This is a genomic window from Pseudomonas fluvialis (assembly GCF_014207935.1).
GTDB classification, from domain to species: domain Bacteria; phylum Pseudomonadota; class Gammaproteobacteria; order Pseudomonadales; family Pseudomonadaceae; genus Aquipseudomonas; species Aquipseudomonas fluvialis_A.
On sequence record NZ_JACHLL010000002.1, the window covers coordinates 781,397 to 795,642 of the forward strand.

At 64.2% G+C, this 14,246-nt stretch carries 11 protein-coding genes; 10 read left to right on the forward strand and 1 reads right to left on the reverse strand.

The window, feature by feature from the left end:
• The first annotated feature begins 14 nt into the window (after positions 1–14).
• From pgi to HNP49_RS08840, 10 genes are all read left to right on the forward strand, one after another.
• A complete protein-coding gene (pgi, locus tag HNP49_RS08795) occupies positions 15–1,679 on the forward strand; it encodes a glucose-6-phosphate isomerase (RefSeq protein WP_184682407.1) in 1,665 nt (554 codons plus the stop codon).
• A 170-nt stretch (positions 1,680–1,849) separates the two neighbouring features.
• On the forward strand, positions 1,850–3,787 hold the full coding sequence (gene acs / locus HNP49_RS08800; protein ID WP_184682409.1) for an acetate--CoA ligase: 1,938 nt from the start codon (positions 1,850–1,852) through the stop codon (positions 3,785–3,787).
• Between the two features lie 104 nt (positions 3,788–3,891).
• Positions 3,892–4,770, forward strand: coding sequence for an oxygenase MpaB family protein (locus tag HNP49_RS08805; RefSeq protein ID WP_184682410.1), 879 nt, complete (start codon positions 3,892–3,894; stop codon positions 4,768–4,770).
• 99 nt (positions 4,771–4,869) lie between these two features.
• Complete coding sequence (locus HNP49_RS08810) at positions 4,870–6,051, forward strand: acetyl-CoA C-acetyltransferase (RefSeq protein ID WP_184682412.1); 1,182 nt, start codon at positions 4,870–4,872, stop codon at positions 6,049–6,051.
• Positions 6,052–6,136: 85 nt separating this feature from the next.
• Positions 6,137–7,153: a class I SAM-dependent rRNA methyltransferase gene (locus tag HNP49_RS08815; RefSeq protein ID WP_184682414.1), complete on the forward strand. Its 1,017-nt coding sequence runs from the start codon at positions 6,137–6,139 to the stop codon at positions 7,151–7,153.
• A 215-nt stretch (positions 7,154–7,368) separates the two neighbouring features.
• Entirely contained in the window at positions 7,369–10,329 is a 2,961-nt protein-coding gene (locus HNP49_RS08820) for a DUF748 domain-containing protein (protein WP_184682416.1), read from the forward strand.
• The gene (locus tag HNP49_RS08825) at positions 10,329–10,619 is read left to right on the forward strand and encodes a DUF2845 domain-containing protein (protein WP_409372530.1); all 291 of its coding nucleotides are present in this window, start codon (positions 10,329–10,331) and stop codon (positions 10,617–10,619) included. Before HNP49_RS08820 ends, HNP49_RS08825 begins: the two co-directional genes overlap by 1 nt.
• Positions 10,620–10,627: 8 nt before the next feature.
• Positions 10,628–10,930 carry a DUF2845 domain-containing protein gene (locus HNP49_RS08830; protein WP_184682418.1) on the forward strand — a complete coding sequence of 101 codons (303 nt, stop codon included), beginning with the start codon at positions 10,628–10,630 and terminating at the stop codon, positions 10,928–10,930.
• A gap of 28 nt (positions 10,931–10,958) precedes the next feature.
• On the forward strand, positions 10,959–11,252 hold the full coding sequence (locus tag HNP49_RS08835; protein WP_184682420.1) for a DUF2845 domain-containing protein: 294 nt from the start codon (positions 10,959–10,961) through the stop codon (positions 11,250–11,252).
• A 24-nt stretch (positions 11,253–11,276) separates the two neighbouring features.
• On the forward strand, positions 11,277–12,731 hold the full coding sequence (locus tag HNP49_RS08840) for a rhomboid family intramembrane serine protease (RefSeq protein WP_184682422.1): 1,455 nt from the start codon (positions 11,277–11,279) through the stop codon (positions 12,729–12,731).
• Here the strand turns inward: HNP49_RS08840 and HNP49_RS08845 are convergent, their stop codons facing one another.
• Positions 12,732–14,156 carry a hypothetical protein gene (locus tag HNP49_RS08845; RefSeq protein WP_184682424.1) on the reverse strand — a complete coding sequence of 475 codons (1,425 nt, stop codon included), beginning with the start codon at positions 14,154–14,156 and terminating at the stop codon, positions 12,732–12,734.
• Between the last annotated feature and the right edge of the window lie 90 nt (positions 14,157–14,246).

The window sequence follows — 14,246 nt, forward strand, 5'->3', positions numbered from 1 at the left end:
GCTGCAAGGTTCTTATGGATCATCACCTGACACCCCTCGATGTCACCCAACTGGCCAACTGGAAGGCCCTCACCGAGCACCGTGAAGCCATGGGCGAGTTCAGCATGCGTGCTGCCTTCGCCAGTGACAGCCAGCGCTTCCAGCGTTTCAGCCTGTATGCCTGCGGCCTGATGCTGGACTACTCGAAGAACCTGATTACCGAGCAGACCCTCGAACTGCTGGTCAAACTAGCCGAAGAAGCGCAACTGGGCGATGCCATCAGGGCCATGTTCAACGGCCAGGTGATCAATGCCTCGGAGCAGCGCCCGGTACTGCACACCGCCCTGCGCCGTCCGGTGGGTGACAAGGTGTTCGTCGCCGGCAAGAACATCATGCCCGACGTGCATCAGGTGCTGCAGCAGATGACCGACCTGGTCACCCGCCTGCACAACGGTCTGTGGCGCGGCTACAGCGAGAAGGTCATCACCGATGTGGTCAACATCGGCATCGGTGGCTCCTTCCTCGGCCCGCAGCTGGTCTCCGAGGCCCTTCTGCCCTTCGCCCAGAAGGGCGTGCGCTGCCACTACCTGGCCAACGTCGACGGCAGCGAGTTCCGCGAGCTGGTCAGCAAGCTGTCGGCGGAAACCACCCTGTTCATTGTCTCCAGCAAATCCTTCAGCACCCTGGAAACCCTGAAAAACGCCCAGGCGGCAAGAGCCTGGTACCTCGCCCAAGGCGGCAGTGAGGCCGAGCTGCACCGCCACTTCATCGCCGTATCGAGCAACGTCGCGGCGGCCAAGGCGTTCGGCATCCGCGAGGAAAACGTGCTGCCGATGTGGGACTGGGTAGGTGGGCGCTACTCGCTGTGGTCGGCCATCGGTCTGCCGATCGCCATGTCCATTGGCATCTCCAACTTCAAGGAAATGCTCTCCGGCGCCTATGCCATGGACCAGCATTTCCAGAGCGCCCCCTTCGAACGCAACATCCCGGTGCTGCTGGCTCTGCTGGGCGTCTGGTACGGCGACTTCTGGGGTGCACGCAGCCAGGCGATCCTGCCGTACGACTATTACCTGCGCAACATCACCGACCACCTGCAGCAGCTGGACATGGAGTCCAACGGCAAGAGCGTGCGCCAGGATGGTTCGCCGATCACCGCCGGCACCGGCCCGGTGATCTGGGGCGGCGTCGGCTGCAATGGCCAGCATGCCTATCACCAGTTGCTGCACCAGGGCAGCCAGCTGATCCCGGCCGACTTCATCGTGCCGGTGTCCAGCTACAACCCGGTGGCCGACCACCACCAGTGGCTGTATGCCAACTGCCTGTCGCAGAGCCAGGCGCTGATGCAGGGCAAGAGCCGCGCGGAAGCTGAGGCTGAACTGCGGGGCAAGGGCCTGCCGGAAAGCGAAGTGCAGCGCCTGGCGCCACACAAGGTGATCCCCGGCAACCGGCCGAGCAACACCCTGGTGCTGGAACGCATCAGCCCGCGCCGCCTCGGTGCGCTGATCGCCATGTACGAACACAAGGTCTATGTCCAGAGCGTGCTCTGGGGCGTCAATGCCTTCGACCAGTGGGGCGTTGAGCTGGGCAAGGAGCTGGGTAAGAACGTCTACTCGCGCCTGACCGGCAGCGACGACAGCCAGGCCGATGACGGCTCGACCCAGGGCCTGATCGAGTTCTTCCGCGGTCGCCACCGCGGCTAAGCAGCGCACCTTCCCCAGTAAAAGCCGACCCTGCCGCACAGCCGGTCGGCTTTTTTGTCGCCATCGGCTGACCGATATGCCGGCCATATACTGCGTCCCGGCTATTGAACCAAGCAGTTGCTTGGTTCACCCTAGCGCCCATCGCGGAATCACAACAATAAGGACCCGCCATGTACGCCATCACTCAGCATCCGGTCAGCGATGCCGTGCGCGCTCGCGCACATCTGGACAACGACACCTACCTGCGCCTGTACCGCCAGTCCATCGATCAGCCAGACACCTTCTGGAGTGAACAGGCGCGGGCCTTCCTCGACTGGTTCAAACCCTGGGATCAGCTGCATCACAGCAACCTGCTCAAGGGTGAGGCAGAGTGGTTCAAGGGTGGCCTGCTCAACGTCGCGCACAATTGCATCGACCGCCATCTGGCTGGGCGGGGCGAGCAGATTGCGCTGATCTGGGAAGGCGACAACCCCAGCGAATCGGCGCACATCACCTACAACCGCCTGCACGACAAGGTCAGCCGGTTTGCCAATGTCCTGAAAGACCGTGGCGTGCAGAAAGGCGACCGGGTGTGCATCTACATGCCGATGATCCCCGAGGCGGCCTACGCCATGCTCGCCTGCGCGCGCATCGGCGCCGTGCACTCGGTGGTGTTCGGCGGCTTCTCCCCTGATGCCCTGCGTGACCGCATCCTCGACGCCGACTGCCGCACCGTGATCACGGCCGACGAAGGCGTGCGTGGCGGCAAGTACGTACCCCTGAAAAAGAACGTCGACCTGGCCCTGCAAAGCTGCCCGGATGTCTCCACCGTGGTCGTGGTCGAGCGCACCCAGGGCGAGGTGGACTGGGTTGCAGGCCGCGACCTCTGGTACCACCAGGCCATGCAGACCGTCAGCCGTGACTGCCCGGCCGAGCCGATGGACGCCGAGGACCCGCTGTTTATCCTCTATACGTCCGGAAGCACCGGCAAACCCAAGGGCGTTCTGCATACCACCGGCGGTTACCTGCTGGGCGCGGCCATGACCCACAAGTACGTGTTCGACTACCACGAAGGCGATATCTACTGGTGCACCGCCGACGTCGGCTGGGTCACCGGGCACAGCTATATCGTCTATGGCCCTCTGGCCAACGGCGCCACCAGCCTGATCTTCGAGGGCGTGCCAAACTACCCGGATGCCTCGCGCTTCTGGCAGGTGATCGACAAACACCAGGTCAACATCTTCTACACCGCGCCCACCGCCCTGCGCGCCCTGATGCGCGAAGGCGAGGAACCGGTGAGGAAGACCAACCGCTCCAGCCTGCGCCTGCTCGGTTCGGTGGGCGAGCCGATCAACCCGGAAGCTTGGGAGTGGTACTACCACGTGGTCGGCGAGCAGCGCTGCCCGATCGTCGATACCTGGTGGCAGACCGAGACCGGCTCGATCATGATCACCCCGCTGCCCGGCGCCACCAACCTCAAGCCGGGCTCGGCCACCCGCCCCTTCTTCGGCGTGCAGCCGGTGCTGCTGGATGACAAGGGCCTGGAGATCGACGGTCCGGGCAGTGGCGTACTGGCGATCAAGGCCAGCTGGCCGAGCCAGATCCGCAGCGTTTACGGCGATCATGCGCGGATGATCGACACCTACTTCAAGCCCTACCCCGGCTACTACTTCACCGGCGACGGCGCGCGCCGCGACGAGGCCGGCTACTACTGGATCACCGGCCGGGTCGACGACGTGATCAACGTCTCCGGCCACCGCATCGGCACCGCCGAGGTGGAAAGCGCCCTGGTCCTGCATGACGCCATCGCCGAAGCGGCCGTGGTGGGCTACCCGCACGACATCAAGGGACAGGCCATCTACGCCTTCGTCACTCCGGTGCTGGGCGTGGAGCTGTGCGACCGGCTCAAGGCAGAGCTGCTGGCGCTGGTCAGCAAGGAAATCGGTAGCTTCGCCAAGCCCGAACTCATGCAGTGGGCGCCGGGCCTGCCGAAAACCCGCTCGGGCAAGATCATGCGGCGCATCCTGCGCAAGATTGCCTGCAACGAGCTGGATAACCTCGGCGACACCTCGACCCTGGCCGATCCGAGCGTGGTCGACAGCCTGATCAGCCAGCGCCTGAACCAGTAACACCGCCTTTGTAGGAGCCCGCTTGCTGACGATCTCTCGACAGTGCGCTGATCGCCAGCAAGCTGGCTCCTACAGGTCTCCCCCCGTATATCGAGTTTGCCCCCATGGAATTTCTCCGCCGCCGCATCGAAGCCCAGGTACTCAGCCTCAGCGGCATCGTCCTCGGCCAGATCGACTTCAGCCAGCCCAAGGGCGATCCCGGCCTGTTCGGCCCCGAGGCGGTGTGCTGGCAGGTGCATGGTGACTTCACCAGCATGATGGTCGGCGGCATCAGCGCCCTGCTCCTGCAGGCCCTGCATCCGCTGGCGCTGGCCGGCGTGTGGGACCACTCGAACTTCCGTGAGGACCTGATCGGTCGCTTGCGCCGTACCGGTCAGTTCATCTCCGGCACCACCTTCGGCTCGCGCCGTGACGCCGACTGGCTGATCGAAAAGGTACGCACCATCCACCTGCAGGTGGTCGGTACCGCGCCGGACGGACGGCCCTACGCGGCCAGCGACCCAGCCCTTCTGACCTGGGTACACGTGGCCGAGGTGTCGAGCTTTCTCGCCGCCCACCTGCGCTACCGCAACCCGCAGCTGAGTGGTGCCGACCAGGACCGCTACTACGCAGAAGTCGCGCTGATCGCCGAGCGCCTGGGCGCCGATAACGTACCGAAATCCCGCGCCGAGGTGGTCGCCTACCTTGCCGCCATCCGCCCGCAGCTACTGTGTGACGAGCGCTCGCGGGAAATCCTCCGTATCCTGCTCGCCGCCCCGGCACCCAGCACGCTGGCCGTGCCGGTGGGCAAGCTGCTGATGCAGGCCGGCATCGACCTGCTGCCCGACTGGGCCCAGACCATGCTTGAGCAGCACATCGGAGCTGCTCGCAGTCGCGCCATCCAAGCCGGGGTGAATAGCCTGGCTCCGGCCCTGCGCTGGGCCGTGCGTGGCGGTGCCATCCACCACGCCCGTCGACGCATGGGCCTGCCGTCGCGCGGCTGACCGGTCGGTTCGCAGGCTGGTCGCCGGCAAAGCGTCTGTGCCACCATAGCGCCCCTGCCGCGGCCAGTCCGCGCCCCACTGTTTTCGAGGAGCCCCGCCATGCAAGAGGTCGTCATCGTCGCCGCCACCCGTACTGCCATCGGCAGTTTCCAGGGCTCACTGGCCGCCATTCCCGCCGTAGACCTGGGTGCCGCGGTGATCCAGCGCCTGCTGGAACAGACCGGCCTGAACGGCAGCGAAGTGGATGAAGTGATCCTCGGCCAGGTCCTCACCGCCGGCGCCGGCCAGAACCCGGCACGCCAGACGGTCATCAAGGCCGGTCTGCCGCACACGGTCCCGGCGATGACCATCAACAAGGTCTGCGGCTCCGGCCTCAAGGCCCTGCACCTGGCCACCCAGGCGATCCGTTGTGGCGATGCCGACGTGATCATCGCGGGCGGTCAGGAGAACATGAGCCAGTCGCCCTATGTCATGCCCGCCGCCCGCACCGGCCAGCGCATGGGCCACGGCAAACTGATCGACACCATGATCCAGGATGGCCTGTGGGACGCCTTCAACGACTACCACATGGGTATCACCGCCGAGAACCTGGTGGACAAGTACGGCATCAGCCGCGAGGAGCAGGATGCCTTCGCCGCCGCCTCCCAGGCCAAGGCTGCCGCCGCCATCGAGGCCGGGCGCTTTAATGACGAGATCACCCCGATCCTGATTCCTTCGCGCAAAGGCGAGCCGGTCAGCTTCGCCACCGACGAGCAGCCGCGTGCCGGCACCACCGCCGAGTCGCTGGCCAAGCTCAAGCCGGCGTTCAAGAAGGACGGCAGCGTCACCGCCGGCAACGCCTCCACCCTCAACGACGGCGCCGCCGCCGTGCTGCTGATGAGTGCCGACAAGGCCAAGGAGCTGGGCCTGCCGGTACTGGCACGTATCGCCGGCTACGCCAATGCCGGCGTCGATCCGGCCATCATGGGCATCGGCCCGGTCTGCGCCACCCAGCGCGCCCTGGCCAAGGCCGGCTGGCAGCTGGACGACCTCGACCTGATCGAGGCCAACGAAGCCTTTGCCGCCCAGGCCCTGGCCGTCGGCAAGGAGCTGAGCTGGGATGCCGGCAGGGTCAACGTCAACGGCGGCGCCATCGCCCTCGGTCATCCGATCGGCGCCTCCGGCTGCCGTATCCTGGTCAGCCTGCTGCACGAGATGATCAAGCGCGACGCCAAGAAAGGCCTGGCCACTCTCTGCATCGGTGGCGGTCAGGGTGTGGCCCTCGCAATCGAACGTGCCTGAACCGACTGACGACGGAGCAACGCCGGCCTAGTGCCGGCGTTTTTCTTGGTAAACTGCGCGCCTTCCTTTTGCCGAGACGCCGCGCATGTCCTCTCTCGACCAGGCGCTGCGCGCCGCCCTCGCCGCCCGGGAAACCCTGCTGGCGCAGCTGCACAGCCAGGGCACCGACTGCTACCGCCTGTTCCACGGCAGCCAGGAGGGCGCCCCGGGCCTCACGGCCGACCGTTACGGTCCGCAACTGCTGGTGCAGAGCTTCCACCACCCCGTCGAGCGCGACGACCTGCTGCAACTGCACGCGACCATCAACCAGGCTCTGGGACTGGAACTACAGCTGGTCTACAACGACCGCTCCGGCAGCAATTCGCGGATCGACCGCAGCGACCCGGTGTACCAGATAGAGCCTGCCGCCCTGGAAGATCAGATCGGCCACGAGTGGGGGCTCAACTACCGGGTGCGTGCCCGTCATCCCGGGCAGGACCCGCTGCTGTTTCTCGACCTGCGCAATACCCGGGGCTGGATCAAGGCTCACAGCGCAGGTAAATCGGTACTCAATCTGTTCGCCTACACCTGTGGCGTCGGCCTGTGTGCCGCAGCCGGTGGTGCCAGCGAAGTGGTCAACCTCGACTTTGCCGAGGGCAATCTGGAGGTGGGCAAGGAGAACGGCGCGCTGAACCCGCAGTTGCCGACCATGCAGTTCATCCAGTCCGACTACTTCCCGGCCATCCGCCAGCTCGCTGGCCTGCCGGTCAGCACGCGGCGCGGGCAGAAGCTGCCGCACTATCCTCGCCTCGAACAGCGCCAGTTCGATCTGGTGCTGCTCGACCCGCCAGCCTGGGCCAAGAGTGCCTTTGGCACAGTAGACCTGCTGCGCGATTACCAGAGCCTGCTCAAGCCGGCCCTGCTGGCAACCGCCAAGGGTGGCACGCTGATCTGCTGTAACAACCTGGCCAGGGTCGAGCTGGAAGACTGGCGCCAGCAGGTGCTGCGCTGCGCGGAAAAACTCGGCAGACCGGTTCGGGATTGCCAGGTGATCCGCCCGGCCGACGATTTCCCCTCACGGGACGGCAAGCCGCCGCTGAAAACCCTGCGCCTGCAACTCTAACAGACGGTTGAAAAACGTTGGCGAGGCAGCCAGCGCAAGGCAAAAACAGGCGAAGAAGCGCAGTTTACAAATAGTAAATGAGCATTTTGAGCCTGTTTTTAACGCTGCATGGGCAACGCAGGTAGGTTTTCAACGGCCTGTTAAAGCCCGCTAGACCACTTCCCGCCTTGCCAGCCATACTCAGGACATCACGTGTCGGGAAAGTGCACACAGCCATGTCCAAAGGATTGCAACGCGGCCTCACCACCCTCGCCCTCGCCGCAGGCACCTACAGCCTGCTGGGTTTTCTGATTCTGCCCGGAGTCGGTCAGCGCATCGTCAACCAGCAGTTGGCGCAGTACGCCACAGTGCCCGCCAGCCTGCAGCGCATCGAACTCAATCCCTTTACGCTCAAGCTCGATCTCTGGGGCCTGCAACTGGGTGAAGGCGCACAGCGTCAGGTGGGCTTCGAGCACCTGGGCATCGACCTGCAATGGGACAGCCTATGGAGCGGCGCCCTGCACCTGGCCAGTATCGAACTGGACAAGCCGCACACCGAGCTGCTGTTCGCCAAGGACGGCACGCTCAACCTGACCCAGCTGTTCAAGCTGCCGCCCAGCGAGCCCAAGACAGAAGAGCCGGCTGGTGAGCCCTTCCCGTTGCGCCTCGATCGCCTTGCCCTCAACGGCGGCAGCCTGCATTTCAAGGATGAGCGCCCCAGTGAAGCTATCGAGTTCGCCTACGACAGCCTTGATCTGAGCCTGCACAAGCTCAGCACCCTGCCCGATGACAATGCCGAGCTGACCCTTATGGCCACCGGGCCCAACGGCGGCAAGCTGGAGTGGCAAGGCGAGGTCAGCCTCACGCCACTAGCCTCCACCGGCAGCCTGAAACTCAGCGACGCCAAGCTCAAGGCCATCTGGCCCTATGTGCGCGATGCCGTGCCGCTGGACCTGCAGGAGGGCACCCTGAGCGCCAGCACCGACTACCAGTTCAGCCTGCAGCAGGGCACCACACTGAAACTGGAACAACTCGCCGTCAGCCTCGCGCCCTTTGCCATCCAGAGCCCCGAGCAGAAACCGCTGCTGAAGCTCGAGCGCCTGGACATCAGCAACAGCTCGCTCGACCTGGCACAGAAGCAGGTGATCATCGGCCAGATTCGCAGTCAGAACCTGGAAGCCTGGGCGGCCCGCGAGAAGGATGGCCAGCTCGACTGGCAGAAACTGCTGGCCACACCGGCCAAACCGGCTACCAGCCCAGAGCCGACCGACAGCCCGACTGAAACCAGTAGCGTCGCGGCCGCCCCTGACGATTCTGCTGGCGACGCTGCCGCGAACGGCCAGACTAAGGCGGAGCCAGTTCCGCCAGGCGTCGATAAGCCCTGGCAGATCACCCTGGTCAATACCCAGTTGCGCGGCTACCGTGCGCACCTCGAAGACCGCGTCCCCGAGCAGGCGGTGAAACTGGATATCGGCCCCCTGGATCTGGACCTGCAGAACTTCGTCAGCAGCGGCGACCAGCCCTTCCAGCTGAAGCTCGACAGCGGCCTGGGCAAGCAGGGCAAGCTCAGCGCCGCCGGCCAGGTTCTGCTGCAACCGCTCGGTGCCCAGCTGCAGATCACCACAAAGGATATTGACCTGCGCCTGGCCCAGGCCTATCTGCAGCCGTTTGTGCGCCTGGAGCTGCGCAGCGGCCTGCTCGGCAGCAATCTCAAGGTCGACCTCAAGAGCGCTGCACCACTGGCCTTCAGCGTTGCCGGCAGCGCCGAGGTACACCAGCTGCATACGCTCGACACCCTGAAAAACCGGGATTTCCTCAAGTGGCAGCAACTGCAGCTAGACGGCCTGCAGTACGTGCACGGCGACCAACTGCGCATCGACAAGATCAGCCTGCAGCAGCCTTATGCCCGTTTCATCATCAACGAAGACCTGACCACCAACGTCAACGAGCTGCTGATCCCGCAACCCGCCAGCCCGGCCCCCAGCGCCCCAGGCAAACCGCTGGGCATCCATATCGGCGGTATCGCGATCGCCGACGGCTCGGCCAACTTTGCCGACTTCAGCCTCAACCCCAACTTCGCCACCGCCATCCAGCGCCTCGACGGTCACATCGGCACCATCGACAGCCGCTCGCCCAAGGCGGCGGCGGTCGATATCAAGGGGCGCGTCGATCGCTATGCGCCGGTCAGCATCAAGGGTGAGCTGAACCCCTTCGCACCGCTAGACAAGCTGGATATCGCCACCAGTTTCCAGCATGTGGAACTGACCACCCTGACGCCCTACTCCGGCAAGTTCGCCGGGTACCGGATCAAAAAGGGTCGCCTCAACCTCGACCTCCACTACCGCATCGAGAAAGGCCAGCTGAATGCCGACAACAAGCTGGTGCTGGAGCAGCTGCAGCTGGGTGAGCAGGTCGACAGCAAGGATGCGGTGGACCTGCCGATCCGCCTGGCCGTGGCCCTGCTCAAGGACAGCGAAGGCAAGATCAGCATCGAGCTGCCAGTCTCGGGCGATCTGAACAACCCTGAATTCAGCGTCATGCCCATCGTCTGGCAGACCCTGCGTAATCTGGTAGTGCGGGCCGTGCAGGCACCGTTCAACTTCATCGCCGGGCTGGTCGGCGGCGAGCAGGCCGACCTCAGCCAGGTCAGCTTCGCCCCGGGCAGCGACAGTCTGGACAAACAGGCCAAGGGCACCCTGGAGACCCTGACCAAGGCCCTGCAACAGCGCCCGACCCTGCGTCTGGATGTGGAAGGCATTAGCGCCAAAACCAATGATGGCCCCCTGCTGGCAAGCCAACGCCTGCAGGAGGAATACCAGAGCAACTACTACCGCATGCTGCAACGCAGCGGTGACAAGGTCCCGGCCAGCCCCGGCGAGCTGGAGGTGCCGGACGGAGTCAAGCCCAGCCTGCTCGAAGGTATCTATCGCGCCCGCCTGAAACAACAGCCTCCGGCCGAATGGAAAGAGCTGGATGATGCCGAACGCAGTGCCCGTCTGGAGCAGGCGGTGCTCGCCAACTGGCAGAGCAGCGAGCTGCTGCTGCGTCAGCTGGCTCAGGATCGCGCCCGCAGCATCAAGGATTTCCTGGTCAGTCAGGGCCTTGCTGATGAACGCATCTTCCTGCTGGATGTCGCCCTCAGCGACACCGCCGAACCCGGACGCACCGCCAGCGCCCTGCACCTGGACAGCGAATAGTGAAAAAGACTTTGTGGTTCCTCCTGCTGGCGGCCTGGAGCGCCGCCAGCCAGGCCGAGAGCATGCGCTGCGGCAGCGCCCTGGTAAGCGTCGGCGATCGTGCCTTCGAGGTCGAGGAGCGCTGCGGCCCGCCCAAATACCGCGACGTGCTGGGCTACAGCCTGGGCGAATACGATCGCCGTGAATTCAGAATCGAGGAATGGGTGTACGGGCCGAGCAACGGCATGCTGTATATCCTCACCTTCGAAGCCAACCGCCTGCGCACCATCGAAACCCGGCGCAACCAGTGAGTCCCGTCATGCCTTACCGACTGCTGCTCTGTCTTCTGCTACTGACCAGCCCCTCTCTCTGGGCCAGCTCCACCCTGCGCTGCGGCAGTGGCCTGGTCAGCAGCGGTGATACCGCCAGCGAAGTGCTCAGCACCTGCGGCGAACCGATCAGCCGCGATTTCCTCGGCTACCGGGTCGTCACCGGTTACTATGGCGAACGCAATGAAGTCGCCGTGGAAGAATGGGTCTACGGCCCGCGCAGCGGCATGTATCATTTTCTGCGCTTCGAGGCCGGTCGACTGACCAGCGTCACCAGCAAGCGCAAGCAGTAACCCCAAAACCAAGGAATGGAGTCCAAGAATGAAGACAGTTTCTGTTCTACTCAGCAGCATGGCGTTGGTTCTCAGTGCTGAGGCCCATGCCAGCTTCCGTTGCGAAAGCAAGATCGCCAGTGAGGGGGATCGGACCTCGGAGGTGGAGAGCAAGTGCGGTCAACCCGCCAGCCGTGAAATGCTTGGCTATACCACGGACAAGCAGGGCAATCGCGAAATGCAGATCGAGGAATGGGTCTACGGCCCAATCAACGGTATGTACTACTACCTGCGATTCGAAGGCGGCCGCCTGGACAGCGTAACCAGCAAGCGCCAGCAGTAACACCCAAGCACACGGAAGTCCCTCATGCTGATCATTCCGGCGGAACACCCGCTCGACTGGAAACGCCCGCCGGTCATCACCCTGCTGCTGATCCTGCTTAACTGCCTGATCTATTTTGCCTACCAGAGTGGCGATGAGGCACGACAGGAAGCCGCCATCAAGAGCTACCTCGACGGCGGACTGCTCAATCGCGAGCGCAATCTGATCGTCGAACGACTGATGCAGGAGCACGAGCTCAAGGAGTACGAGCGCGAGCAGGTCCAGGCCATGCCACGCCAGCAACTGGCGGGCGCCGCCCTGACCGATCTGGAGTTCGAGCAGCAGATCCACCAGCGGGCTGACTATCAGGCCGATGCCCAGTGGCAGAGCAAACGCCAGGCCGCCGAAGCCGCCCGCGATCAGATCAGCAGCTTCCGTTTCGGCTTCATTCCCGAGCGCTTTACCATCCAGGGGCTGTTCGGCGCCATGTTCCTGCATGGCAGCTTCGATCACCTGCTGGGCAACATGCTGTTCCTGTTCATCTTTGGCTTCGCCCTGGAACTGGCATTGGGCAAAGCCACCTACCTGCTGCTGTATCTGGCCAGCGGCCTGGCCTCGCACCTGTTGTGGTGGGCTGTGGAACCTGCGTGGGTACCGGGTGTCGGCGCCTCCGGTGCGATTGCCGGCCTGATGGGCATGTACCTGGGCGTCTATGGCCTGCGCAGGATCAAGTTCTTCTACTGGCTGGGCCCGCTATTCGGCTACTTCACCGCACCCGCCCTGTGGGTGCTGCCGGTATTTCTCGGCAAGGAGCTTTATGGCGCCCTGCTGGCCGACAATAACGTCAACTACTGGGCGCACTTTGGTGGTATCGCCTTCGGCTTCATCGCCGTGTGGCTGCCTCGCCAGTTCAACCGCATCCAGGTCGACGAGGCCTACATCAACAAGGAAGATGCCGACGCGCCGTTCAAGCGCGAGCTGCAGGCACTGGATCAACTGATCGGCCGCTTCGTTCTCGACCAGGCCGCCAGTCGCGGGCTGGACCTGTTGCAGCGCTACCCCGAGCGCCTGGAGCTGCTCGACAAGCTCTACCCGGTTGCCAAGACCCGCCAGGACAAGGCGCTATTCAGCGCATTGCTGAAGCAGCTGTTTGCCCTGCCCGCCGGTAGCGGGCAACTGGCCCTGCTGCAGAAGCTGGCCAGCGACGCCGGCGAAGGTCAGTCACCGATGCTCAAGCACCCCAGCGTGCTGCTGCATCTGCTGCAGCATCTGCTGCGTGAAGGCGACAGCCGCCATGCTCTGCAACCCTGGCGCCTGCTCGCCGCACAAACCCCAGCACCCGCACAGCTGGCGACGCTGAGCCTGCAATTGAGCAAGCAGCTTGGCCAGCGTGGTGATCGCCACGGCCTGGCCGATGTCGCACGACTGCTCCGCGAACAGTTCCCGGATGCCGAGCAAACCCGCCAGGTGAACCTGTTGCAGGCTCACCTGGCGCGCTGATCAGTTGGCCGCCAGACGACTGATCACTGCTTCCAAAGCTTCCACTTCATCCAGCAAGGGCGAGCCGGGGTAGCGACTGCGGATAAAACCCAGCAGTTTCTGCGCCGGCTCCAGCTGCCCCAGCCCCTCGGCAAAGCCACGTGCCGCCAGCAGGTAGGCCCGCGGCACATGCGGGTAGTCGGGGAAGCGCTGGTGGAAGTTGCGCAGCAGGCTCAGACCCTCGCGGGTTTTGTGCCGCGCCAGCAAGGCCTCCGCCACCTTTTCACAGACCAGTGCATCCTCGGGCAGATAGTCGCCCTGCAATTGCCGTGCATTGAGCATGGCCGTGGCTGCTTGCGCGGGATTCTGCCGGGCAGCCAGCGGCAGGTAATGCGCCAGGTGGCGCAGGCAGCGCTCACGCGACTGCATGGCGAACAGCAACTGGTGATAACGCTCATTCAGACGCAGATCGTTGGCATCGCGATCCAGCGCCTTGCCGAGGACTTCCAGTGCCTGGCCGGCCTGCCCCTCCTTCAGACGGATTTCCGCTTCAGCCAGTGCGCGGCGCTTGCGGTATTCCGGCTCGGGAAAACCAGCATGCTCATCCTCTGCCGCCGCGGCAAAACCCAGGGCGCCCTGATACTGGAACACCGCGTAGCCAAGCATGGCGCTCATCACCACCAGGCTGTAGACAAACAGGAAGGTCGCCACCGGCATCAGCACAACCCGCGGCAGGCCGTGGGCCAGCAGGTACGTCACCGAGTCCGGTAGGCTCCACAGCATGAAGCAGAACACCCAGAGAATCAGATAACGCCAGCCCATGGCCTTGATCACCGCACCAATCGCGTCCGGATTCAGGGCCGCCAACAGACTCTTGTCCAGCACCAGGCGGATGATGATGGCCGGCAACACCAGTTGAATCAGCAGCGCGGTGATCATGAAGATCGCCTCGCTGTGAAAGTCCGCCGCCAACCACATCAGCCCGGCACTCAACAGCACCAGACCCAGCAACTGGAAGAACAGACTGAAACGTCCCGAGCCAAAGGCTGCGCTCAGGCTGGGGGCCTCTGCCAGTGCCAGGCTGGCATGCTCGATAACCGCCTCCAGGTATTTACTGGTCAGGCTGATCAACACCACCAGCAGCGCCATCGTGGCCATAAAACCAGAGGGCATGAACAGGCTGACCAGCGCCACCAACGCGGCAAGCTGCAGCGGTGCGGCCTGCAGGCCATAGAGGAAGAAACGCGGAATGCGCTCCCAGAAGGGCTGCGCGCGGTTGGCTGCCCCCAGGTAGGTCAGAGCTGCGCGGCACAACGGGCAGCTCGGCTGCTCATCCGGCGCATCGGCATTACGCGGCATGCAGCAGTCGCCGAAATGCCGTGCGCAGGGCGCGCAGTGCCAGGTCGCCGGCTGCGCAGGGTGATAGTGGCAGTAAGTCTTGTCCATGCCGTGTGACATCCTTGATCGATAGGCGCCCATTCTCCGGGCAAAAAAAGGGGGCCTGCAAGGCCCCCTTTCTTCTTAGCGGTCGCTGGC